Genomic DNA, 25,887 nt, shown 5'->3' on the forward strand with positions numbered 1-25,887 from the left:
CACCCGCCGCTGACGCGGCGACAGGGGGCGTCGATCGAACCGACGGCGTGGCGGTCCCGCCACGCCGTCGGCGTTCGAGGCGCACCCCGCGCACGGAGGGGTGCCGAGCCACGCCCGGGACCACCCCACACCGACGCACCTCCAGGGAAAGGCCACTTCGTACGATGTTTGACGTCGAGTCGGACCGGACGTCCGCTTCCGGGATCCCCCTCACCGGCGGGCAATCCGGTATCTGGCTGGCCCAGCAACTGGAGCCGGACAGCTCTGCCTACAACATCGTGTTCGCGCTCGACCTCCGCGGCGACCCCGACCTCGACCGGCTCACCGCGGCCGTCCGCCGGGCCGTCGAGGAGGCCGAGTGCCTGCGGGTGAACATCGTCACCGGGAGCGACGGACCACGCCAGACGCTCCGGGACCTTCCCGCCGACACCGCCGACGTTATCGACGTCGCCGACATCGCTGATGTCAAGGTCGTGGACCTGCGCGCCGCCGCCGACCCCGAGGAGGCCGCCGCCGCGTGGACCGCCGCGGACCGGGACCGGCCCGTCGACCTCGCCCACGGACCGCTCACCGGCCACGCGCTGCTGCGGCTCGCCGACGACCACGTCCTGTGGGTCCAGCGCTACCACCACATCGTCATCGACGGCATGGGCGTCGCCCTCGTCACCCGGCGCGCCGGCGAGCTCTACACGGCGGCGTCGGCGGGGGAGCAGGCACCGGCGCCCGGCGACCGCTCCCTCGCCCGCCTGGTCGCCGCCGACCGCGCGTACCGCACGTCGGAACAGCACGCGAAGGACCGCGCCTGGTGGGCCGACCGGATGGCCGGTCGGACCGAGCCCGTACGCCTCGTCGAGCGCGGCGCGTCCCCGATGACCCGCCGCCTGCGGCGTACGACGGAACTCGACCCGCGCGACGTCGACCGGCTGCACGCCGCCGCCCGGAGCGCGGGCGTCCGCCCGTCCCGTGTCCTTCTCGCTGCCGTCGCCGCCTACCTCCACCGTGTCAGCGGCGAGCAGGACCTCGTCCTCGGCCTGCCGATCGCCGCCCGCCAGGACGAGATCTCCGCGACCGTCCCCGGCATGGTGTCCAACATCGTCCCGCTGCGCCTCGCCGTCGGACCCGCCGTCACCGGCGCCGCGCTCGTGGCGCACGTGCGTGACGCGGTCGCCGACGCGGTCGCCCACGGCCGCTACCGCGCCGAGGACCTGGCCAGGGACCTCGGCCTCGTCGACGGCGTACCGGAGCTCGTCGGCCCCACCGTCAACATCCTGCCGCGCCCCGAGGGCCTGCTCTTCGCGGCCGAAGGAACCGAGCACGCGGCCGAGCTGCGCCCGGAATGGCTCGGGCCCGTCAGCGACCTCGCCGTCAACTTCGCCGAGACCCGGCACGGCCAGGGCCTCGCCGTCCACCTCGACGCCGACGCGGACGTCTGCGACGAGGCCGCGCTCGCCGGCCACGAGCGCCGCTTCCTCGCCCTGCTGCACGCCTTCACAGGGGACCTCGGCCGCCCCATCGGCCACCTCGACCTCACGTCGGCCGCCGAACGCACCCTGGTGCTCGACGAGTTCGGTGTGGCACCGTGCGAGTCGCCGGAACTCTCCTGGCCCGCCGCCTTCGAGCGGCAGGTCCGCCGGGGGCCCGACGCCGTCGCCCTCGTCTGCGAGGACCGCGAGCTGACGTACGCCGAGCTCAACGCCTCCGCCAACCGCCTCGCCCGCCTCCTCGCCGCCCGTGGAGTGGGCGCCGAGGACGTCGTCGGCGTGGCCCTGCCCCGCTCGCCGGAGCTCGTCGTCGCCCTGCTCGCCGTGATGAAGGCGGGCGCCGCCTACCTGCCGCTGGACGCGGACCACCCCCGCGACCGCATCGCCTACATGCTGTCCGACGCCGGGGCGCGGACCGTCCTCACCGTGCGCGACCTCGCCGGTGAACTCCCCGCGTCGGAAGGCGTCACGCACCTCCTGCTCGACGATCCGGCGACCGCGGACGCCCTCGCCGCCCAGGCCGCCGGCGACCCGGGCGTCCCGGTCGTCCTCGACCAGGCCGCGTACGTCATCTACACCTCCGGCTCGACCGGCCGCCCCAAGGGCGTCGTCGTCCCGCACGACGGCGTCGGCAGCCTCATCGCCACGGCGACCGAGCGGATCGGCATCACCGCCGACAGCCGGGTCGTGCAGTTCGCCTCCGTCGGCTTCGACGTCACGGTCTGGGACCTGATCATGTCGCTGTGCGTCGGCGGCCGGATCATCGTCGTCCCCGCCGAGCGCCGCGTCGCCGGCCCCGCGCTCACCGACTACATCGCCCACCACCGCGCCACCCACATGATCCTGCCGCCGTCGCTCGTCTCCGCGCTGCCGCAGGAGTGCGAACTCCCCGCAGGCGCCGTGCTCGTCGTCGGCACCGAGGCGGTCCCGAGCGAACTCATCGCCCGCTGGGACGGCAGGCTCCGGGTCGTCGTCGCCTACGGCCTCACCGAGGCGAGCGTCAACTCCACGCTCTGGATCGCCGAACCCGACCGGCCCGGCCCCGCTCCCATCGGCCGGCCCGACCCCAACACCCGCGCCTACGTGCTCGACACGGCACTCCGCCCGACACCCGCCGGCGCGGAGGGCGAGCTGTACGTGGCCGGGCGCGGCCTCGCCCGCGGCTACCTGGGCCGCCACGGACTGACCTCGGAGCGGTTCGTCGCCGATCCGTACGGAGAGCCCGGCACCCGGATGTACCGCACGGGCGACCGCGTCCGCTGGGGCGCCGACGGCAACCTGGAGTTCCTCGGCCGCGCGGACGGCCAGATCAAGATCCGCGGCCACCGGATCGAACCCGGCGAGATCGAGAGCGCCCTGATGGCCTGCCCGGGCATCGCCCAGGCCGCCGTCCTCGCCCGCGAGGACCACCGCGGCGTGAAGCGCCTCGTCGCCTACCTGGTCGCGGAGGCGGACGGCGCCGAGGCCGAGGCCGCCGTGACGGCCGCCCGCGCCCAGGTGACCGACGAGCTGCCCGACCACATGGTCCCGTCGGCCGTCGTGCTCCTGGACGGCCCGCTCCCGCTCACCCCCAACGGCAAGCTCGACAGCAAGGCCCTCCCCGAGCCCCGGTGGACGGCCATGACCGGCGCCGACACCCCCGGCACCCCGGCCGAGACCGCGCTCGCCGCGCTGTTCGCCGAGGTCCTCGGCCTGCCGTCGGTGGGCGTCCACGACAGCTTCTTCGAACTGGGCGGCGACAGCATCGTCGCCATCCAGCTCGTCAACCGCGCCCGCGAGGCCGGCCTCACCATCACCCCGCGCGAGGTGTTCCGGAACAGGACCGTGGCCGCGCTCGCCCGGATCGCCGGCGAGACGGCCACTGCCACGGCTCCCCGGGTGGAGCTCGACGCGGCCGCGCTGCCCGTCTCCCCGCTCCAGGAAGGTTTCTTCTTCCACGCGGAGTTCGACGACCGCGCCGCCGACCTCTACGTTGTCCAGGAACTCCTCGACCTCTCCGGCCCCGTCGACCCCGAACGGCTGCGCCGCTCCCTCCAACTCCTCCTCGACCGGCACCCGTTGCTGCGCGCGTCGTTCCGCCAGCTGCCCGGCGGCGAGATCGTCCAGCGGCTCGACGACCACGTGACCCTGCCGTGGCGGGAGGCCGACACCGCGACCACCGGACTCGACGCGCTCCTGCGCGCCGACCGCGCCGAGCGGTTCGCCCTCGACCGGCCGCCGCTGCTGCGCGCCACCCTCATCAGGGACGGCCGGCGCCACCGGCTCCTCCTCACCCTGCACCACATCGTCGCCGACGGCTGGTCCGTCTCCGTCCTGCTCCGCGAGCTGACCGCCGCGTACGAGGGCGTCGCGCTCCCGGAGCCGGTCGCCCCGGAGCCGTACCTCTCCTGGCTGGCGGGCCGGGACCGGGACGCCGCGCGTGCGGCGTGGGCCGAGGCCCTCGCCGGGCTCGCGGGACCCACGCGTCTGCCGGAACTCTCCACCATGGGAACCGCCGAGGCACCCGCCCGGCCCGAGCACGTCGACACCCGCCTTCCCCAGGACCTCGCCGACGAGCTGACCGCCTACGCCCGCACCCACGGCCTCACCCTGAGCACCGTCCTCAACGGCGCCTGGGGTCTCCTCCTCGGCGCGCTGACCGGCACCGACGACGTCGTCTTCGGCACCACCGTGTCCGGGCGCACCACCGAGGTCGCGGGCCTCGACTCCGCCGTCGGCCTCTTCATCAACACGATCCCGGCCCGGGTGACCCTGCGCGCCGACGAGACGCTCACCGACCTCCTGCGGCGCGTCCAGGACGAGCACACGGCCCTCCTCGACCACCAGCACCTCGGCCTCACCGACATCCAGCGGGTCGCGGGCGGCGGCGAACTCTTCGACACCCTTGTGGTCATGGAGAACTACCCGACCGGCGACCGGCCGGCCGGCCAGGGGCCCGACGACCTGCGCATCACCGGCGCCGAGGTCCTCGACGCCGTGCACTACCCGCTCGCGCTCGTCGTCGAGCCGGCCGACGGCGGACTGCTGCTGCGGTTCAAGCACGACGCGGTACGCCTCGACCAGGTGGCCGTCGCGGTCCTCGCCGGCCGGTACACGGCCCTGCTGCGGACCCTCGTCGCCGAACCCTCCCGCCTCGTCGGCCGGACCGGCCTGCTCTCCCTCCGCGAGCGGGAACACCTCACGGAACTCAACGCCACCGGGCACCTGGTTCCCGAGACGACCCTCGACGCGCTCATCGCCGCGCGGGTGGCGGACACCCCGGACGCCCCGGCCGTCGTCTTCGAGGACACCACCCTCACCTACGCGGAACTCGACCGGCGCGCCGAGGCCCTGGCCGCCCGGCTCCGCACCCGCGGCGCGGGCCCCGAGCAGTACGTCGCCGTCGCGGTGCCGCGCTCGGCCGAGCTGATGGTCGCGCTCCTCGGCGTCCTCAGGACGGGCGCCGCCTACCTGCCCGTCGACCTCGACTACCCGGCCGACCGCGTCGCGTTCATGCTCACCGACTCGGGCGCCCGCACCGTCGTGACGACCGGGGAGGCCGCCGGCCGGCTGCCCGCGGTCCCCGGCCTCGAACACGTCGTCATCGGCGCGGACGACCCGGCCGCGACCGTCCCGGCAGCAGCGGCCGGGACCGCCGGACCCGACCACCCCGCCTACCTGATCTACACCTCGGGCTCCACCGGCCGCCCCAAGGGCGTCGCCGTCACCCACCGGGCCATCGTCAACCGGCTCGCCTGGATGCAGCACGCGTACGGTCTCACCGCCGACGACCGGGTCCTCCAGAAAACCCCGTCCAGCTTCGACGTGTCGGTGTGGGAGTTCTTCTGGGCCCTGACCGAGGGCGCGACCGTCGTCCTCGCCCGCCCCGACGGCCACCGCGACCCGGCCTACCTGGCCGGCCTGATCCACGAACAGGCCGTCACCACCGCCCACTTCGTGCCGTCGATGCTCGCCGCGTTCGTCCAGGTCCTGGAGACCGCCAGAGACCTTCCCGACTGGGCGGCGAGCCTGCGCCGGGTGTTCTGCAGCGGCGAGGCGCTCACCGGCGCCGCCGCCCGCCGCTGGCGGGACCTCACGTCCGGGACCTCCCGCGACGGGCGGGGACCCGTACCCCTCCACAACCTCTACGGCCCCACCGAAGCCGCCGTGGACGTCACGTACTTCCCGTACGAGGGCGGCGACGAGCCGGCCGTGCCGATCGGCCGGCCCGTGTGGAACACCCGGCTCCACGTCCTGGACCCGTTCCTGCGCCAGGTGCCCGACGGGGTGCCCGGCGAGCTGTACCTCGCGGGCGTCCAGCTGGCGCGGGCCTACCACGACCGGCCGGGGCTGACCGCCGAGCGGTTCGTCGCCGACCCGTTCGGCGAACCCGGCACCCGGATGTACCGCACCGGCGACCTGGTGCGGCGGCGTGCCGACGGGGCGGTCGAGTACCTCGGACGCACCGACCGCCAGGTCAAGATCCGCGGCAACCGCATCGAGCTGGGCGAGATCGAGACCGCCCTGGCCGCGCTCCCCGGCGTCGCCCGGGCGGCCGTGGTCGTCCGCGACGGCGCCCTTGTCGGCTACGCCGTCCCGGCCCCCGGCGCCGCCCCGGACTCCGCGGCCCTGCACACCGGTCTCGCCGACGCGCTCCCCGCCCCGATGGTGCCCGGCGCCGTCGTCCTCCTCGCCGAACTGCCGCTGACGCCCAGCGGGAAGCTCGACCAGAACGCCCTGCCGGCCCCCGAGGCCGCACCCCGGGCGGACGGACGCGCGCCCCGCGACGACCGCGAGCGCGCCCTGTGCGCGATCTTCGCCGACGTCCTCGGCGTCCCGGGAATCGGCGTCGACGACGACTTCTTCGTCCTGGGCGGCGACAGCCTGACCTCGATCACCGTCGCCACCCGCGCCCGCGAGCAGGGGCTGACGCTCAGCCCGCGTGACGTGTTCGCCTGCCGCACCCCCGCCGCCCTCGCCGAGACGGCCGCGCACGCGGCCCCGGCCGAGGCTCCGGCCGATCCCACCGCACCCCAGACACCCGAGGTACCCGTGCACTCAGACGGCGTGACCGTCTCCGCCACCGACGCCGGACAGGCCGCCGCCGCCCTCCAGGCCGTCCTGGCCCTCCAGCAGCAGTCCGGCGCTGCCGTCGACCCGGCCCTGAAGGCCCTGCTCGACCAGCTGACCGCCGCCGCGCCCCCGTCGCCCCCGGCCCCGGCCCCCGCCCCGGCCCCGCTGGGCGGGCTCGTACTCACCCCCGAGGAGACCGAGCGCGTCCACGCCGCCGCCGGGCTCCCCGTCGCGGACATCTGGCCGCTCTCCCCGCTCCAGGAGGGCATGTACTTCCACGCCACCTACGACGCGGGAGACGCCCTCGACGTCTACCAGTCCCAGGAGGCCCTGGACTTCGACCGCCGGGTCGACGCCGACCGGCTGCGGGCCGCCTGCCGCGCCCTCCTCGACCGCAACGCGAGCCTCCGCGCCGGATTCACCAGCGACGGCCTGCCGCGGCCCGTGCAGTTCATCGCGGACGGCGCCGAGATCCCGCTCGTCGAGGAGGACCTGACCCACCTCTCCGAGGAGGAGCAGCGGACCCGCGTGGAGGAGCTGCTCGCCGCCGACCGACGGCAGCGCTTCGACCTGTCCGCCGCGCCGCTCTGCCGCCTGCTGCTCATCCGCCTCGGCGACGGCCGCGACCGGCTCGTCGTCACCCACCACCTCATCCTCTGGGACGGCTGGTCCGCCTGGCTGTTCCTGGAGGAGCTGTTCACGCTGTACGAGCGGGCCGGCGACGCCACCGGCCTGCCGCTGCCCGGCTCGTACCGCGACTACCTGGCCTGGCTCGACGCCCAGGACACCACCGCCGCCCTGGACGCCTGGCGCGGGACGCTCGCCGGATTCGACGAACCGACGCTCGTCGCCCCGTCCGGACGCGACGCAGGACCGGTCATCCCGGCCGACTTCGACGCCCACCTCACCCAGGAGAGCAGCGACCGGCTCCGCACCCTCGCCCGGCGCCACGGACTCACCCTGAACACCGTCCTGAACGCCGCCTGGGGCCTGGTGCTCTCGGCGATGACGGGCCGCGGGGACGTCGCCTTCGGCACGGCGGTCGCCGGCCGCCCGGCGGACGTACCGAACGTGGCCGGCATCATCGGCATGTTCCTCAACACCGTCCCCGCCCGCGTCGCCTTCGCCCCGGACGAGCCGCTGCTCGACCTGCTGCGGCGGATGCAGACCGAGCGCGCCTCCGTCATGCCGTACGAGTACGTCGGCCTGGGCACGCTCCAGCAGGAGACCGGCCACCGCCGCCTCTTCGACACCCTCTTCGTACTCCGCTCGACCGACGGCGAGGACCGGGCGGCGGAGCTCCGGGCGCGGCACGGCATCACCGGCGTCGCCAACGTCGACGGCACCCACTTCCCGCTGACCCTGATCGTCACGCCCGGCGCGCGGCTGCGGGTGACCCTGGCGGCCAGGCCCGACCTCTTCGACGCCGAGGCGGCCGCCACGATCCTCGCCCGCTTCACGACGGTCCTCGACCGCCTCGGCGAAGCCCTCGAAGCCGGGACGTCCAGCGGTACCGCCGGTGTCGACCTGCTGCTGCCGGAGGAGCGCCTCGCGCTGGAATCCGGCCGGGCGGCCACCCGCGAGGACGTGCCGGACGAGACCGTCGCCGACATGCTGACGGCCCAGGTCGCCCGTACCCCGGACGCCGTGGCGCTCGTCTTCGGCGACGTCGCCCTGACCTACGCCGAACTCGACGGGCGGATCAACCGGCTCGCCCGCCTCCTCCTCGCCCGCGGGGCCGGACCCGAGACCGTCGTGGCGCTCGCGCTGCCCCGGTCCATCGAGATGGTCGCCGCGCTCTTCGCCGTCCTGCGGACGGGCGCCGCCTACCTGCCGCTCGACCTCGACCACCCCGCCGACCGGCTGCGCCTGATGGCCGAGGACACGGGACCGCTGTGCCTGCTGTCCACGACCGCCGTCGCCCCGACGCTGCGCGGCGAGGACGGGCCCGTCGCCCCCGAACTCCTCCTCGACGACCCGGCGGTGACGGCCGGGCTGGCCGCGCTGTCCGGCGACGACATCACCGACACAGAGCGGCCCGCGTTCGCCCGCGGCGTGCCGGACCGCCTGGAACACCCCGCGTACGTCATCTACACCTCCGGCTCCACCGGCCGCCCCAAGGGCGTCGTCACCCCCTACCGGGGTCTGACGAACATGCAGCTCAACCACCAGAAGGAGATCTTCGACCCGGCCATCGCCTCGGCCGGCGGACGACGCCTGCGCATCGCGCACACCGTCTCCTTCGCCTTCGACATGTCCTGGGAGGAGCTGCTCTGGCTCGTCGAGGGCCATGAGGTCCACGTCTGCGACGAGGAGCTCCGCCGCGACGCCGAGGCCCTGGTCGCGTACTGCGACGAGCACCGCGTCGACGTCGTCAACGTGACGCCCACCTACGCCCAGCTCCTCATCGAGGAGGGCCTCCTCGACCGCGACGAGACCACGGGCTGCGCGACGGGCAGTGCCACGGGCAGGGCGACGGGCAGGCACCGGCCGGCCCTGGTCCTGCTCGGTGGCGAGGCCGTCTCCGACACCGTCTGGACGCGCCTGCGCGACACCGACGACACGTACGGCTACAACCTGTACGGCCCGACCGAGTACACGATCAACACCCTCGGCGGCTCCACCACCGACAGCGCGACGCCGACCGTCGGCATGCCCATCCGCAACACCCGGGCCCACGTCCTCGACACGATGCTGCGGCCCGTACCGCCGGGCTGCCCCGGCGAGCTGTACATCGCCGGAACGGGCCTCGCCCGCGGCTACCACGACCGCGCCGGCCTCACGGCCGAGCGGTTCGTCGCCGACCCGTTCGGCGAGCCCGGCGAACGCATGTACCGCACGGGCGACCTCGTACGGCAGCGCCCCGACGGCCTGCTCGACTTCCTCGGCCGCACCGACGACCAGGTGAAGATCCGCGGCTACCGCATCGAACTCGGCGAGATCTCCACGGCCCTGTCCGCGCACCCGGAGGTCGCCCACGCCGCCGTGGTCGTCCACGAGGCCGCCGGCACCAAGCGCCTGGTGGGTTATGTCGTACGGGAGGAGGGCGCCGATCCCGTCGACGAGACCCTCGTCCAGCGGCTGCGCGAGCACCTGAAGGCCGGCCTGCCCGACTACATGGTCCCGTCCGCGCTGGTCACCGTGGCCACCCTGCCGCTGACCGTCAACGGCAAGCTGGACGTCAAGGCCCTGCCCGCACCCGACTTTGCCGGCACGGGCGAGACCCGGGCGCCGCGCACCCCGCAGGAGGAGACGCTCTGCGCGCTGTTCGCGGAGGTCCTCGGCCTCGCCGAGGGCAGCGTCGGCATCGACAGCGACTTCTTCGAGCTGGGCGGGCACTCGCTCCTCGCCACCCGGCTCGTCAGCCGCGCCCGCACCGCGCTCGACGCAGAGCTCGCGATCCGCGACCTCTTCGAGGCGCCCACCGTCGCCGAGCTCGTGGAGCGCGCGGCCGCCTCGCGCGGCGCCGCCCGCCCGGCCCTGACGGCGCTCACCGGGGCCGAGCGGCCGGACGAACTGCCGCTGTCCCACGCCCAGCAGCGCCTGTGGGTCATCCAGCAGATCGAGTGCACCTCGGCCGCGTACAACTTCCCGCTCGTCATGCGCCTGCGCGGCGCCTTCGACCGCGAGGCGTGGTGCGCCGCCCTCGCCGATGTGACCGCCCGCCACGAGGCGCTCCGCACGGTCTTCGCCGAGCGCGAGGGCCAGGCGTTCCAGCGGGTCCTGCCCGCCGGCGTCCTGCCGGCCGTGGAGCACCTGCGCGCCACCGAGGACGAGGTACCCGGCATCGTCGACGCCGCCGTCCGGCGGCCCTTCGACCTCTCCGGCGAACTGCCGATCCGCGCCACGATCGTGGAGGTCGCGCCCGACGACCACGTCGTCGCCCTGGTCCTGCACCACATCACCACCGACGAGTGGTCCGACCGGCCCTTCCTGCGGGACCTGACCACCGCCTACACGGCCCGCCTCGGCGGCGCCGCCCCCGACTGGGAGCCGCTGCCCGTCCAGTACGCCGACTACGCCCTCTGGCAGCGGCGCCTCCTCGGCGACCCGGCCGACCCGGCCGGCCTCGCGGCCCGGCAGCTGGAGCACTGGAGCACGACCCTCGCCGGCGCCCCCGAGGAGCTGGAGCTGCCCACCGACCGGCCGCGGCCCGCCCGCCCGGCGTTCACCGGGGGCGAGCTGGACATCACCTTCGACGGGACGGTCCACGAGGGACTCAAGCGGCTCGCCCGCGAGACCGGCGCCAGCATGTTCATGGTGGCCCACGCGGCCGTCGCCGCCCTGCTGCACCGGCTCGGCGCGGGCACCGACATCCCCCTCGGCGCACCCATCGCCGGACGGGGCGACGAGGCCCTGGACGAGCTCGTCGGCTTCTTCGTCAACACGCTGGTGCTGCGGACCGACCTCGCGGGAGACCCCACCTTCACCGAGCTGCTCGCCCGGGTCCGGGAGACCGACCTGGCCGCGTTCTCCCACGCCGACGTCCCCTTCGAGTCGGTCGTGGAGAAGCTCAACCCCACCCGCTCCCTCTCCCGGAACCCGCTGTTCCAGGTGATGGTCGGCTACCACGCCCGCACCGACGACGAGCTGCGGCTGCCCGGCCTCCGCGCCGACTACGTCCCGTACGGGATCGGCACCGCCAAGTTCGACCTGGTGTTCAGCTTCACGGAGCGGACGTCCGTCGAGGGCGCCGGCGGTTCCGACTCCCTCGGCTGCCGCCTGGAGTTCGCCACCGAACTCTTCGACCGGGAGACCGCCGAGCTCGTCGCCGACCGCCTCCGCAGGCTGGTCGCTGCCCTCGTCGCGGCACCCGACCAGCCCGTGTCACGGGCCGAGATCCTCTCCGCCGAGGAACGCCGACTGGTCCTCGAAGGCTTCAACGGCGCTCCCCGCGACGTCGACGAGGAGACCCTGCCGGCGCTCTTCGCCCGATGGGTCGCCGAGCGCCCGGACGCCGTTGCCGTCGTCGAGCGCTCCCGGTCGGTGACGTACGCCCAGCTCGACGCCCGCGCCGACCGCGTCGCCCGGCTGCTCGCCGCCCGCGGCGTCGGCGCCGAGAGCGTCGTCGGCGTCGCCGTGCCGCGCTCGGTCGACATGATCGCGACGGTCCTCGCCGCGCTGAAGCTGGGCGCCGCGTTCCTGCCGCTCGACCTCGTCCACCCGGGCGACCGCCTCACGTACATGATCGAGAACTCGCGTGCGGCCGTCGTCGTCGGCACCGAGCCCGTCGCCGGGAAGATCCCCGACGTCCCGGGCGTCCCGGTGCTCCTGCTCGACGCCCCGGACATCGCGGCCGAACTGGACGCGCTGCCCGCGACGCCGCCGCCCGGCGGACCGGTGGGGCTGCACCAGGCCGCGTACGTCATCTACACCTCCGGCTCCACCGGCCGGCCCAAGGGCGTCGTCGTCCCGCACGAGGGCATCGCCAGCCTCGTCGCCACCGCCGTCGACCGGATGGGCCTCGCCCACGACAGCCGCGTCCTCCAGTTCGCGTCCATCGGCTTCGACGTCTTCGCCTTCGAGCTCGCCATGGCGCTCTGCCACGGCGGACGGCTCGTCCTCATCACCGACGAGGCCAGGGTCGCGGGCCCCGCGCTCACCGACTTCCTCACCGACCAGCGGATCACCCACATGATCCTGCCGCCGTCGCTCGTCTCGGCGCTGCCCCCGGGCTGCGCCCTGCCGGAGGGCTCGACCGTCCTCGTCGGCACCGAGACCGTGCCGCCGGACCTCTTCGAGCGGTTCGGCGCCACCGCGCACCTGATCTGCGCGTACGGACTCACCGAGGCGACGGTCAACTCGACGCTGTGGCCCGCCCGCGAGCACGGCGGCCGGGCCTCCGGCCGGGTGCCGATCGGCCGCCCCGACCCCAACACCCGCTGCTACGTCCTCGACGAGCACCTGCGGCCGGTGCCGCCCGGTGTCGTCGGCGAGCTGTACGTCGCCGGGCGCGGCCTCGCCCGGGGCTACCTCGGGCAGGCGGGGCTCACCTCGGAGCGGTTCGTCGCCGACCCGTTCGGCGCGCCCGGCAGCCGCATGTACCGCACGGGCGACCGCGCCCGCTGGCGCGCCGACGGCAACCTCGACTTCCTCGGCCGGGTCGACACCCAGGTGAAGATCCGCGGCTTCCGCATCGAACTGGGCGAGATCGAGGCCGCCCTCGCCGGCCACCCGTCCGTCGCCCAGGCCGCCGTCCTGCCCGACCGCGACGGCGACATCGTCCGGCTCGTCGGCTACGCCGTACCCGAGACCGGGGACGGCACGCCCGGCGAACTCGACCCGCAGGAACTGCGCGCCCATGTCGCCGGGCAGCTCCCCGAGTACATGGTCCCCGCCCTGGTCATCGCGCTGGACGGCCCGCTGCCGCTCACGCCCAACGGCAAGCTCGACCACAAAGCGCTGCCTGCGCCGCAATGGTCCGCGATGACCGGCGACGCCCACCCGGCGACCCCGACCCAGGCCCGGCTCGCCGAGCTGTTCTGCGAGATCCTCAAGCTGGACGCCGTCGGCGTCCACGACAGCTTCTTCGCGCTCGGCGGCCACTCCATGGCGTCGATGCGGCTCCTGGGCCGGATCCGCGCCGAGTTCGGCGTCGAGCTGAGCATCCGGGACGTCTTCGACGCCCTGACCGTCGCCGGCATCGCCGGCAAGCTGGACGGCGCGACCGCCGCCCGCCCGGCCCTGCGCCCCGCGCCGGACGCCGATCGCGACGGCGGCCTTCAGGTGGCCCCCGTCCAGCAGTGGCAGTGGGACGCGTACCGGCGGAGCCCCGGCTTCGACCACGCGCTCGTGCTGCGCTCGCCCGGCGGACTCGACGCCGACGCCCTCGCCGCCGCGCTCGCCGACGTGACGGCCCGCCACGAGCCGCTGCGCACGGCCTTCGCCGCGCAGCCCGACGGGACGGTGCTCCGGCGGGCCGCCGAGGTACCGCTCCTCACCTCGGAGCGCTGCGCCGACCTGGACGCCCGACTGGCCGAACTGGCCGGTCAGGCACCGGACCTGGAGCGGGAACCCGCCCTGCGCGTCCGGCTGCTCACCGGCCCCGACGGGGCCCAGGCGGTCCTGCTGACCATGCACTACCTGGCCGTGGACGAATGGTCCGTGGTCCCGCTCCTCCGCGACCTCACCACGGCCTACGGAGCGCGGACCGCCGGCCGGGCGCCCGACTGGGAGCCGCTCCCCGTCACGTACGCCGACTACACCCGCTGGGCGCGCGAAGTCCTCGGCGACCTCGACGACCCGGACAGCCGGGGCGGCCGCCAACTGGCGTACTGGCGTCGGACGCTCAGGGAGGCACCGCGCGAACTGGCCCTGCCGGCCGACGTACCCGCGCCCCGGACCGAGGGGCACACCGGCCGCGGGCCGGCGGCCGGGATCGTCGAGTTCGTCCTCGACGAGCAGCTCCACGCCGACGTGGACCGGCTCGCGCAGGCCACCGGCACCAGCATGTTCATGGTCCTGCACTCGGCGCTCGCCGCCGTGCTCACCGCCCACGGCGCGGGCACCGACCTGCCCATCGGCACCATGGTCGCCGGGCGCACCGACGACCGGCTCGCCGACCTGGTCGGCTGCTTCTTCAACACGGTGCTGCTGCGCACCGACACGGCGGGCGACCCGACCTTCGCCGAACTGCTCGGCCGCGTACGGGAGACCACGCTCAGCGCCCTCGACCGGCAGGACGTCCCCTTCGACGCGGTCGTCCGGACGGCCGGCCTGAGGCCGGAGGGCCCGCAGGTGATGGTGATCCACCACGAGCAGGCCGATCTCGACCGACTGGAGGGCGGCGTGGGCACCCTCCAGGCCGTCCCGACCGGCTCGGCACGGGCGGAGCTGACGCTCTCCTTCTACGAGCCGCGCGGCGACGGGCCCGTGCACTGCGGGATCATCCACGCCCACCAGCGGATCGGCGCCGCCAAGGCCCGCCGGCTCGCCGAAGAACTCCGGACCCTGCTGCGCACGGTGACAGCCGACTCCGAGCAGCCGCTGTCCGAACTGTTCCACGTCACATCCACGAGGAGTGAGAACGCATGACGACCAACCCCTTCGAGGACCCGCAGGGCCGCTTCTGGGTCCTGGCCAACGAGGAGAACCAGCACTCGCTGTGGCCCTCCTTCGCCGCCGTACCCGCCGGCTGGCGGACCGTCTTCGGCGAGGACACCCGGGAGGCGTGCCTGGCGTACGTGGAGGCCCACTGGACCGACCTCCGCCCGGCGAGCCTCGTGGCGCGGCAGGGCTGAGCAACGAAAGGAGGGGCGTCACGACGATCCGTCGTGACGCCCCTCCTGCGTTCTCCCTGTCAGAGGGACGGCGAGACCGGCACCGCGGATTCGGCGTCGGAGGCCGGCCTCGGGACCTTGTCCGCGGGCTGCCGGCGGCTGTCGGACCACGCGGCCCACAGGTCGGCGTACCGCCCGCCCGCGGCGATCAGCTCCTCGTGGGTGCCGTTCTCCACGACCCGCCCCTTGTCCAGGACGACGACGCGGTCGGCGGTCGCGGCCTGCGGAAGACGGTGGGCCACCACCATCCCCGTACGCCCCTCAAGGGCTTGCGCCGCGGCGTCCTCCAGGACGCGCGCGCCCGCGCTGCCCGCGTCGGCCGTCGCCTCGTCGAGGATGGCGATCGGCGGATCGGCGAGCACCAGCCGGGCCAGCGCGAGATGCTGCGCCTGCGTCACCGTCAGCCGGTGCCCGCCCTCGCCGACGACCGTGGCCAGGCCCTCCGGCAGCGCCTCCGCCCACTCCAGGGCATCCACCCGGTCCAGGGCCGCGCGCAGCTCCTCGTCACCGGCGCCGGGCCGGGCGAGCCGCAGGTCCTCGGCGAGCGGCCCGGCGAAGACGTGCACCTCCTGGCTGATGAGCGTCACCGCGCGCCGGACCCCGGCCGGGCCCAGCTTCCCCACGGGCACCCCGCCGAGGGTGATCGAGCCCGACGTCGGCTGGTGGACCCCGGCGATGACCTTGGCGAGGGTCGTCTTGCCCGCCCCGCTCGCGCCGACCAGGGCGACCCGCTCCCCGCTGCGCACGGTGAGGTCGACGTCGTGCAGCACCGGAGCCCCGGTGCCGTACGCGTGACCGAGCGCCGACACCGTGACGGAACCGTCCACGGGGGCGTCGGCCTCCTCCGGCTCGGACTCCGCGGGAAGGGCCGAGACCCCCACCAGGCGGGCGAAGCTCGCGCCCGCGGACTGCGCGTCGTCCAGGAGGTACAGCGTGGCGTTGATCGGGTTGAAGAGGCTGTGGAAGTACAGCGCGGCCGCGGTGGCCGTACCGATGCTGACCGAGCCGCCGTCGACCAGCACGAAGCCGGTGGCGAGCATCGCGGCGAGGCCGATGAACTCGGCGAGGTTCAGCCGGGAGAAGAAGCCCGTGACGAGGTGGATGCCCCGCAGGCCGAGGTCGCGCGCGGCCCCCGACCGGTCCTCCAGGAGCCTGGTGTGCGTGGAGCCGAGCCGGAAGGCGCGCACGGTCCGCGCGCCGCCGACGCTGTCGAGCAGCTGGTGCTGCAATGCCCCGGTGGCGATGCGGTGCTCGCCGTACACGGGGGAGGAGCGGCGCATGTACCAGCGGACGGAGAACACCTGCACCGGCGCGGCGATGAGCGCGGCGAGCAGGAACCGCCAGTCGAGCACGGCGAGTCCCGCGAAGGTCAGCACGATGGTGAGCGCGGACCGGCTGAACTCGGGAAGGGCCTGCCGCACCGACTTCGCGATCATGCCGACATCGCTCGTCACCCGGGACACGAGGTCGCCGGAGCCGGCCGCCTCGACCCGCTCCAGCGGCAGCCGCAGCGCCCGCTCGATGAACTGCTCGCGCAGCGCGGCGAGCACGGTCTCGCCGAGCCGGGCGACGAGCGTGCTGCCGACGGCGGCGGCGGCGCCGCGCGCCACGGCGACGGCGATGAGCAGGACGAGCGGCAGCGTCAGGGCCTGGGACCCCCGCTGATCGACCACCAGGTCGACGATGTGGCCGAGCAGGGGTGCCGTCAGCAGCCCGATGGCCGTCCCGGCGACCAGGACGGTGATCGCGGCCACGGCCAGGAGCCGGTGGCCGTGGAGCATGGTGCGGAGCGCCGCCATGGACTCGGCGCCGGTGGCGGTCGGCAGGAGCGCGCGGTCCGGGCTGCTTCCGGTCATGGTCTGTTCCGTCTCCTCGGGCGGTGTCGTACCCGGTGTCGTTCCCGGTGTGGTGCGCGGTGCCTCGTCGGCCGTCATGCGAGCACCGCCGCGCGGTACGTCTCGTCGGCGGCGAGGAGGTCGTTGTGCCGGCCGTCGGCCCGTACGGCGCCGTCCTCCAGGACCACCACCCGGTCGGTCACCGCGAGGAGCGCGGGACTGGTGGTGACGAGGACGGTCGTACGGCCCCGGCGGACCTCCCGCAGCTCGCGCGCGATCCGCGACTCGGTGACGGTGTCGACGGCGGTGGTCGGATCGTGCAGGACGAGGACGGGCCGGTCGGCGGCGAGGGCCCGGGCGAGCGCCACGCGCTGGCGCTGGCCGCCGGAGAGGGACCGGCCGCGCTCGGCGAGGAGGGTGTCCACGCCGTCCGGGAGCAGCTGGGCGACGTCGTCGGCGGCCGAGGCCGCGAGGGCGCTCTCGACCGCCGCCGTGTCGCCGTCGGCCCCGGACCGTACGTTCTCGATCAGGGTGCTCTCGAACAGGTCCGCGTCGTGGTGGGCGACCAGGACGGCCCGGCGCAGCGCGTCGGGGTCGAGCCCGGTCAGCGGTACGCCGTCGAGCTCGACCGTGCCCTCGGCGGGGTCCTTCTCCCGGGCCAGGCACAGCAGCAGGTCGGCGGCGGCCGCCGGGTCCCTGGTGACGATGCCGGTCAAACCCCCGGCAGGAAGGTCGAGGTCCACCCCGCGCAGGGCGCCGAGCGACACGCCGCGCAGGGCGATGTGCCCGGCGGCAGGGTGGGCCGGGACCGCCTCGCCGCCGTCGACGGAGACGGGCGAGGCCAGCACCTCCGCGATGCGCTTGGCGGAGGCCCGCCCCTGGGCGAGTTCGGCGTTGACGTAGGTGAGCAGCTGGAACGGTCCGAGGAGGAACTGCGCCAGGCCCACGGCCGCCACCAGTTCGCCGACGCTGATGCTGCCGTCCATGGCGAGATAGGCGCCCACGAGGCCGATCACGGCGATGAAGACGCCGGTCAGGGCGAGGACCGCGCCCTCGTGCCCGGCCCGGCTGCGGGCCGCGCGCAGGGCGGCGGCCAGCGAGTCCTGGCTCGTGGTGCGGTAGCGGGCGACGGCCGCCGACTCGGCGCCCATGCCCTTGAGGACCCGCAGCCCGGCGACGAGGTCGGCGGCGACGCCCGAGGCGTGGGCGGCGCGCTCCTGCTCGGTCTCGCTGCGCCGTTCCAGCGGCCGGCTGATGCGGTGCCCGAGCCAGAGCAGGGGCGGGATGCCGAGCAGGACGAGCAGGCCCAGCGGCACGGAGATCCTGAGCAGCGCGACGGCGCTGATCACGAGGGCCGCGACCGCCGACACCCCGTAGGCGATGGCGCCCGCCACCGAGCCCACCCGGCGGGCGTCGTTGGTGGCGATGCTGGTCAGGGCGCCGGGAAGCCGGTTCGTCTCGGAGCCGCCCCTCGGGTCGAGGACGCGCCCGGCCAGCTCCATGCGGAGCCGGTGCGCGGCGTGCTCGCCCGCGCCCTCGGTGATCCGCGCGCTCGTGCGGTAGCACGTCGAGAGGACGAGGAAGAGGACCGCGAGCACGACGAGCCAGCGCAGCAGGGACGCGGAGGAGCCGGTCGCCACCGCCGAGTCGATGATGACGCCGATGACCACCGGGATCAGGGCCTCGCAGCCTTGATGGGTCATGCCGAGCAGGGACGCCGCGATGATGCGCGGGCGCTGCCCTCTGATCGCTCGACCGAGGACAACTGCCCCTGTCGGTACGCCCGTTGGCATGTGACTCCTCCACGGAGACGTAGATAATGGTTAGGTAAGCCTACTCTGACCGTACGGCGCGTTGACCGGCCGTTTGCGTTCGGGTTAGCCTCACCTAAGTATCGACTCGCCAGTCCGTGTGTCGAGGGGCTCGCCCCACGCGCCAACTGCCGTCAGGGGAGCTGTCGTTGTCCGTCCAGTCCCGCGAACACGTCGGGAAGGCCGTCGACGCGGCACCCCGGTCGGGCCGCACCGGGGCGACGATCCGGAGCCTCGGCCTGCTGGCCGGCGTCGCCGCACTCGTCCTCGTCTCCCTCCTCAGCATCTGGGTCGGCACCCGGGGCATCCCCTTCACCGCCACCTGGAACGTCCTGTGGAACCCCGACGGGTCGGAGACGTCGGTGATCATCCATGACTACCGCATCCCCCGGACCCTCCTCGGCATGCTCGTCGGCATGGCACTCGGCCTCGCCGGCGCCCTCATGCAGGCCCTGACCCGCAATCCGCTCGCCGACCCCGGCATGCTCGGCGTCAACCTCGGGGCCTCCGCCGGCGTGGTGGTCGCCATCGCGTTCTTCGGCATCGCGGCACCGCTCGGCTACGTGTGGTTCGCCCTGGCGGGCGCCGCCGCCGCGTCCGTCGGGGTCTTCCTGCTCGGCTCGTCCGGCCGCAAGCTCGCCTCACCCGAGCGGCTCGTCGTCGCCGGAGCCGCCGTCACCGCCGTGCTGTACGCCTTCAACTGGGCGATCCTGCTGCTCAACCCCCGGGCCTTCGACCAGTTCCGCTTCTGGACCGTGGGCTCCCTCGCGGGCCGCTACTACGACGTCGTCCTGATGGCCCTGCCGTTCATCGCGGTCGGCCTGGTCGTCGCCCTCGTCCTCGCGCCCTCGCTCAACGCCCTGGCCATGGGCGACCAGATGGGGCGGGCCCTCGGCGTGAACGTCGGCCGGACCCGCGCCCTCGGCGCCGTCGCCGTGATGCTTCTGTGCGGCGCCGCGACCGCCGCCGCCGGACCGATCGGTTTCGTGGGGCTCGCCGTCCCGCACGTCGCCCGCTTCGTCGTCGGACCCGACCAGCGGTGGGTGTTCGCGTACTCGATGCTCATCGCCCCCGTCCTCCTGATCGGCTCCGACGTCCTCGGCCGGATCCTCGGCGCCCCCGGCGAGGTCCAGGTCGGCATCGTCACCGCCTTCATCGGAGCCCCCCTCTTCATCGCCCTGTGCCGCCGCCGAAAGCTGGTCATGCTGTGACTGCCGTACGGGAGGCGAAGGCCTCCGGACCCCCGACCGGCTCCAAGGGCGGGCCCGCCCCGTCCCGCGTCGTCAGCGGCCGGGTCGTCCGTACGCCCTCGGGGGCCGTCTCCGTGCTCGTCCGGGGCCGGACCGTCGCCGTCACCGCCGCGCTCCTCGCCGCGCTCCTCGCCGTCGCGGGCGTCACCCTCACCACCGGCGACTTCGACCTCACCGTCGGGGAGGTCCTCCAGGCGCTCACCGGCAACGGAACGGGCATCGCCGACTTCGTCGTCAACACCCTGCGCATGCCCCGGCTCCTGACCGCCCTGTTCGTCGGCGCCGCCCTCGCCGTCAGCGGGGCCATCCTCCAGAGCATCACGGGCAATCCCCTCGGCAGCCCCGACATCATCGGCTTCACCAACGGCTCCGCCGTGGGCGCGCTCGTCGTCATCGTCGTCCTCCACGGCAGCATGATGCAGATCGCGCTCGGCGCGCTGATCGGCGGACTCGCCACCGCCCTCGCCGTCCACCTCCTCATGCTCGGCCGGGGCATCCAGGGATTCCGGCTGGTCGTCGTCGGCATCGGCGTCAGCGCCCTGCTCCTCGCCGTCAACTCGTACCTGATCACCCGGGCGACCTTCCAGGAGGCCCTGGAGGCCCAGGCCTGGCTCATCGGCAGCCTGGGCAACCGGCTCTGGACGCACGCCAACGCCATCGGCATCGCCGTCGCCGTCCTGCTGCCGCTCGCCTTCCTCCTCTCCCGCCGCCTCTCCATGGTGGAGATGGGCGACACCACCGCCGTGGCCCTCGGCGTCGACGTGGCACGCACCCGCACCCTGCTCCTCGTCATCAGCGTCGCCCTCGCCGCCTTCGCCACCGCCGTCACCGGCCCCATCTGGTTCGTCGCCCTGGCCGCTCCCCAGGTGGCCCGCAAGCTCGCCCGTTCCTCCGGGCCCGCCCTGCTGCCGTCCGCCCTCATGGGCGCGGTCATGCTCGCCCTCAGCGACCTCGCCGTGCAGCGGCTCTTCGCCCCCGCGCTCCTGCCCGTGGGCACGGCGACCGGCTGCGTCGGCGGGCTCTACCTCATCTGGCTACTGGTCACCGAGTCGCGAAAGAGCCGCGCATGACGACAACAGCGAAGCGTCCGACAACAGAGAACCGTCCGACCACCGAGAACCGTCCGACGGACCGTCCGGCCTCCCGCCTGCGCGCCGAGAACCTGACCCTCTCCTACGACCAGCGGACCGTGGCCACCGACCTCGGCGTCGACATCCCCGACCACTCGTTCACCGTGATCATCGGCCCGAACGCCTGCGGCAAGTCCACGCTCCTCACCGCCCTCGCCCGGATGCTCAAGCCCCGCACCGGACAGGTCTACCTCGACGGCCGCGCCATTGGTTCGTACCGCTCCCGCGAGGTCGCCCGCCGTCTCGGACTGCTCCCGCAGTCCTCCACCGCCCCCGGCGGCATCACCGTCGGCGACCTCGTCGCCCGCGGCCGGTACCCGCACCAGGGCATGCTCAAGCAGTGGTCCGCCGACGACGAGGCGGCCGTCGTCGAGGCGATGCGGCAGACCGGCGTCCTCGAACTCGCCGACCGGCCCGTCGACGACCTCTCCGGCGGCCAGCGCCAGCGCGTGTGGCTGTCCATGGTCCTGGCGCAGCAGACCTCGATCCTCCTCCTCGACGAGCCGACGACCTTCCTCGACATCGCCCACCAGGTCGAGGTCCTCGACCTGTGCGCCGAACTCCACGCCCGCGAGGGCCACACGATCGTGGCGGTCCTCCACGACCTCAACCAGGCCTGCCGCTACGCCACGCACCTCATCGTGATGCGGCCCGGGGGCGTCATCGCGGCCGAGGGCGACCCGTCGACCGTCATGACCGCCGAGCTGGTCGAGGACGTGTTCGGCCTGCCCTGCCGGATCATCGACGACCCGGAGACGGGAACGCCGCTGATGGTGCCGGCGGCCCCCAAGCGGTACGCGCCCACGACCACCGGCGCCAACGTCCTGGCCGAGACCTCCTGACTCCGACTGACTCCGACGACGAACCGGACGGACCGCCCATGCTCTGTACGAGGCTGACGAACGCGCACATCCTCACGATGGACCCGGACCACCCCGTCGCCCACGACCTCGGGATCTGGCGCGGCCGGATCGTCGGCCTCGACGAAGCCGTCACCTCGCTGCCCGCCCGCGAGGTCGTCGACCTCCAGGGCGCCACCGTGCTGCCCGGTTTCATCGACAGCCATGTGCACCTGGCATGGACCGGGCTGAAGGCGAACACCCCGAGCATCGCCCCCTGCGAGCGCGTCGAGGACGTGCTCGCCGTCGTCGAGGAAGCCGCCGCTTGGAAGGCGCCCGGGGCCTGGGTGGACATCGCCGGATACGACCAGCGGGCCCTCGGCCGCCACCTCACCGCCGCCGAGCTCGACCGGGTCACCCACGGGCGCAAGCTCTTCGTCATGCACGACTCCGGGCACGCGTGCGTGGTCAACAGCGCCGTCCTGGAGCTCCTCCCGGCCGACGTGCCGCACCAGGACGGCTTCCTCGTCGAGAGTGCCATGTCCGCCGTGCGCCGCCTCCGCCTGCCGTACTCCCAGGAGGAGCTCGCCGACGCCATCGAGCGCGCGGGCCGCGCCTGCCTCGCCGAGGGCATCACCGCCGTCGCCGAGGCGGGCATCGGCGGCGGCCTTCTCGGCCACAGCCCGGTCGAGCTCGGCGCCTACCAACTCCTCCGCGACCAGGGACGGCTGCCCCTGCGGGTCCAGCTCATGGCCGCGGGCGACACCCTGCGACCGCAGGGCGCACACCGCGACGACGGCATCCCGCGCGCCCTCGACCTCGGCCTGCGGACGGGCTTCGGCGACGACTGGCTGTCCCTGGGAGCACTCAAGATCTACACGGACGGCGGGATGATGGCCCGTACGGCCGCCCTCACCGCCCCGTACGAGGGCATGTCCCACACCGGCCAGCTCCAGGACGAGCCCGAGCGGCTCGCCGAGCTGATCGTCGACGGCCACCTCGCGGGCTGGCAGCTCGCCGTCCACGCCATTGGGGACCGTGCCGCCGACCTCGCCCTCGACGCCCTGGAACGCGCCCAGGAGCTGCGGCCCCGCCCCGACGCCCGGCACCGGATCGAGCACGCCGGGCTGATCCGCCCCGACCAGCTGCCCCGCCTCGGCCGCCTCGGCCTCAGCGCCGTGGTCCAGCCCAACTTCCTGCGGTACTTCGGCGACGACTACGCGGAGACCATGGGGGAGTCGCGGGCGCCGTGGATGTACCGCGGCCGGGGATTCCTGGACCACGGCGTCACCCTCGTCGGCAGCTCGGACCGTCCGGTCACGGACGGCTCGCCGCTGCGGGCCGTCCAGTTCATGGTCGAGCGCGCCTCCCTCTCCGGGCGTCGGATCGGCCCGGACGAGGCCGTCACCGTCGACGAGGCCCTGCACGCCTACACCGCCGCCGGCGCGTACGCCTGCCGCTGGGACGACACGGCGGGCAGCCTGAGCCCCGGCAAGCGCGCCGACCTCGTGGTCCTGGGAGACGACCCGCGCCGCGTCGACCCGTCCCGGATCGGGGACATCGAGATCGTGGCGACGTACGTGGACGGCCACCGCGCCCGGGAAGCAAAAGCCTAGGCCGCCTGTGGCGTGCCCGGAAGCCGGACCGTCACCAGGAGACCGCCGGTGGGGCGGGGGGTGAGGTCGAGGGTCCCGTCGTGGGCGCGGACGATGCTGTGCACGATGGCCAGGCCGAGGCCGACCCCCGCGTGCTCGTCGGTGCGTACGCGTTCCGTCCCGCGCCGGAAGGGTTCGGTGAGGGTCGGCATCAGCTCCGGTGGGAGCGGAGGGCCCGTGTTCTCGACCCGCAGCACGCTCGTGTCGCCGTGCGCCTCGGTATGGACCGTCACGGTGCCGCCGGCGGGGAGGTTGTGGACGACGGCGTTCTGGACGAGGTTCGTCATCATTCGCAGGAGGAGCTCCGTGGAGCCGCCGGTCCAGGCCGGCCCGCCGGTGACGTCGAGCGTGATCCGGCGCTGTTCCGCGAGGGGAAGCAGCGTCTCGGCGGCCTCCTCGGCGACGAGGGAGAGGTCGACGCTCTCGCGGGTGACGTTCCCGCGGTCGCCGCGGCTCAGCAGCAGGAGGGCCTCGGTGAGGTCGATCGCCCGCGCGTTGACGGCGTGCAGGCGTTCGACGAGTTCGACACGGTCCCGCGTGGGGTCCTTGCGGGCGACGTCGAGGAGCGTCTTCGAGATCGCCAGCGGGGTGCGCAGTTCGTGGGAGGCGTTCGCGGCGAACCGCTGTTGCTCGGCGACGTGCGAGTCGAGCTGTTCGAGCATCGAGTCGAACGCGTCGGAGAGTTCACGGAACTCGTCCTGCCGGCCCGTCATGCGGATCCGGTGGGAGAGCGATCCGCTTCCCGCTCTCCGTGCCGCAGCAGTGATCTGTGTCAGGGGTGCGAGCATCCGCCCGGCGAGGAGCCAGCCTCCCAGGAGGCCGAACACCAGCAGGAAGACCATCGCCACGGCCGCGGCGGGGGCGAAGGTGCGCACAAGGAGGTAGCGGTTGGGCGAGACCCCGAGCAGGCCCTGAGAGTTGTCGGGGACGTAGCGCAGCAGGTACATCCACACCACGGCCAGCAGGAGAGCGCCGGCGACGGCGAGGAATCCGGCGTAGCTGAGGGTGAGTTTCAGCCGGGCGCTGAGCCCTGGGCGTCTAGGCACGCGTGCCGCCGGGACGGGTGGTGTCGGGGCCGGTGTCGATCCGGTAGCCGACGCCGGGCACCGTGGCGATCAGCCAGGGTTCGCCGAGCCGTTTCCGGAGGGCGGAGACGGTGATGCGCACGGCGTTGGTGAGGGGGTCGGCGTTCTCGTCCCAGGCCCGTTCCAGCAGCTGTTCGGCGCTGACGACCCCGCCTTCGGCGGCCACGAGGACGTCGAGCACGGCGAACTGTTTGCGGGTGAGCGCGACGTACCGTCCGTCGCGGAAGACCTCCCGGCGGAAGGGGTCGAGCCGGAGTCCGCCGATCTCGCGGACCGGCGGCCGGACGTGCGCGCGTCTGCGGTCGAGCGCCCGCAGCCGCATGACGAGCTCCCGCAGCTCGAACGGCTTGGTGAGGTAGTCGTCGGCGCCGAGCCCGAACCCGGAGACCTTGTCGTCGATCCGGTCGGCAGCGGTGAGCATCAGGATCGGGATGCCGCTGCCGGAGGCGACGATGCGCCGGGCGACCTCGTCGCCGGACGGGCCGGGGATGTCGCGGTCGAGGACCGCGAGGTCGTAGGAGTTGACGCCGAGCAGTTCCAGGGCGGAGTCGCCGTCGCCGGCGATGTCGGCGGCGATCGCCTCCAGCCGGAGACCGTCACGGACGGCCTCCGCCAGGTAGGGCTCGTCCTCCACGATCAGTACGCGCATGCCCGAAGCCTAAGCAGCACGACGTATCGCCGACGTATGCAGGGACGCGCCCGCCGGACGCCGCCACCAGCGGCGCGACGCCAGTGCGGCCAGCAGGGCGCCGGTGGCGTTCACGAGGACGTCGTCCACGGAGGACACCCGGTCGAGCCGCAGGACGTACTGGGCGGTCTCGACCAGGACCGAGCAGCCCGCCCCGAGGGCCAGGACCCGCGGCACGGACGCCAGTGCCGCGAAGCGCATCGGGGCGAAGAACCCCAGCGCCGCGAAGACCAGCAGGTTGCCGCCGATCCCGAGGGGCCCCATCGTGACCAGGTCCCGCAGCGGTACCAGGCTCACCCGGGCCGGGACGAAGCCGGCCCCGCCGCCCGGCATCATCGTCATCCAGAGGAACGGCACCGTGCCGTGGACCATGCCCACCTCGGCCAGCGACATCCGCCACGCCCAGGTCACGCCCGCTGTACGCCGACGGTGCGCCAGAGCCCACACCACCAGCGCGGACACCGGCACTGCCACCAAGGTCATGAGTACGACACCGTTGAACGTGTCGAAGCAGCCGTGCCACCGCCCCGCCATGCACCTCGGAGCGGACATCAGGAGCGGGCCGCGGATGACGAAGAGGGCGCTCGCCACGCCGAGGAGCGCCAGACCGAGAAGCACGGTCCTGCGCGTGCGGTGGGGCGGTGCCGACAGGGACGCGTCGTGGTTCATGCCCTCATTGGAGCGGGAGGGCTGTTGCGGCGGCGTAGGCGTTTTTCGATACGTCCGCGATACGTACCTGGCTCGCCGCCGCAGGCCGTCAACCTGACAGTGATCCGGGTGAC

General features: G+C 74.1%; 11 protein-coding genes. 6 read left to right on the forward strand and 5 right to left on the reverse strand.

Annotated features, from left to right (window positions below):
• Positions 1–164: 164 nt before the first annotated feature.
• Entirely contained in the window at positions 165–14,567 is a 14,403-nt protein-coding gene (locus OG357_RS35725; RefSeq protein WP_329625052.1) for a non-ribosomal peptide synthetase, read from the forward strand.
• Positions 14,564–14,773, forward strand: a complete 210-nt coding sequence (locus OG357_RS35730; protein WP_317593256.1) for an MbtH family protein — start codon at positions 14,564–14,566, stop codon at positions 14,771–14,773. Before OG357_RS35725 ends, OG357_RS35730 begins: the two co-directional genes overlap by 4 nt.
• A gap of 59 nt (positions 14,774–14,832) precedes the next feature.
• Here the strand turns inward: OG357_RS35730 and OG357_RS35735 are convergent, their stop codons facing one another.
• Both OG357_RS35735 and OG357_RS35740 read right to left on the reverse strand, forming a co-directional pair.
• Positions 14,833–16,668 carry an ABC transporter ATP-binding protein gene (locus OG357_RS35735; RefSeq protein ID WP_329625053.1) on the reverse strand — a complete coding sequence of 612 codons (1,836 nt, stop codon included), beginning with the start codon at positions 16,666–16,668 and terminating at the stop codon, positions 14,833–14,835.
• A gap of 74 nt (positions 16,669–16,742) precedes the next feature.
• Positions 16,743–18,440: an ABC transporter ATP-binding protein gene (locus tag OG357_RS35740; RefSeq protein ID WP_329625054.1), complete on the reverse strand. Its 1,698-nt coding sequence runs from the start codon at positions 18,438–18,440 to the stop codon at positions 16,743–16,745.
• Between the two features lie 161 nt (positions 18,441–18,601).
• Here OG357_RS35740 and OG357_RS35745 point away from each other — a divergent pair, with 161 nt between their 5' ends.
• Genes OG357_RS35745 through OG357_RS35760 form a run of 4 tightly spaced genes read left to right on the forward strand, consistent with a single transcriptional unit; the run spans position 18,602 to position 23,293 of the window.
• The gene (locus OG357_RS35745; RefSeq protein WP_443066838.1) at positions 18,602–19,669 is read left to right on the forward strand and encodes a FecCD family ABC transporter permease; all 1,068 of its coding nucleotides are present in this window, start codon (positions 18,602–18,604) and stop codon (positions 19,667–19,669) included.
• Complete coding sequence (locus OG357_RS35750) at positions 19,666–20,778, forward strand: FecCD family ABC transporter permease (protein WP_329625056.1); 1,113 nt, start codon at positions 19,666–19,668, stop codon at positions 20,776–20,778. The genes OG357_RS35745 and OG357_RS35750 overlap by 4 nt, the downstream gene beginning before the upstream one ends.
• Positions 20,775–21,680, forward strand: coding sequence for an ABC transporter ATP-binding protein (locus OG357_RS35755; RefSeq protein WP_329625057.1), 906 nt, complete (start codon positions 20,775–20,777; stop codon positions 21,678–21,680). Before OG357_RS35750 ends, OG357_RS35755 begins: the two co-directional genes overlap by 4 nt.
• Before the next feature lie 38 nt (positions 21,681–21,718).
• Entirely contained in the window at positions 21,719–23,293 is a 1,575-nt protein-coding gene (locus tag OG357_RS35760; RefSeq protein WP_329625058.1) for an amidohydrolase, read from the forward strand.
• Here OG357_RS35760 and OG357_RS35765 read toward each other — a convergent pair.
• From OG357_RS35765 to OG357_RS35775, 3 genes are read right to left on the reverse strand one after another with little or no spacing between them, the layout of a single operon-like run.
• The gene (locus OG357_RS35765) at positions 23,290–24,378 is read right to left on the reverse strand and encodes a sensor histidine kinase (protein WP_329625059.1); all 1,089 of its coding nucleotides are present in this window, start codon (positions 24,376–24,378) and stop codon (positions 23,290–23,292) included. The genes OG357_RS35760 and OG357_RS35765 overlap by 4 nt on opposite strands.
• Positions 24,371–25,066: a response regulator transcription factor gene (locus OG357_RS35770; RefSeq protein WP_329625060.1), complete on the reverse strand. Its 696-nt coding sequence runs from the start codon at positions 25,064–25,066 to the stop codon at positions 24,371–24,373. The genes OG357_RS35765 and OG357_RS35770 overlap by 8 nt, the downstream gene beginning before the upstream one ends.
• Positions 25,067–25,075: 9 nt before the next feature.
• Complete coding sequence (locus OG357_RS35775; RefSeq protein WP_329625061.1) at positions 25,076–25,774, reverse strand: VanZ family protein; 699 nt, start codon at positions 25,772–25,774, stop codon at positions 25,076–25,078.
• Positions 25,775–25,887: the final 113 nt, after the last annotated feature.

It is taken from the genome of Streptomyces sp. NBC_01255, from assembly GCF_036226445.1.
Classification (GTDB): domain Bacteria; phylum Actinomycetota; class Actinomycetes; order Streptomycetales; family Streptomycetaceae; genus Streptomyces.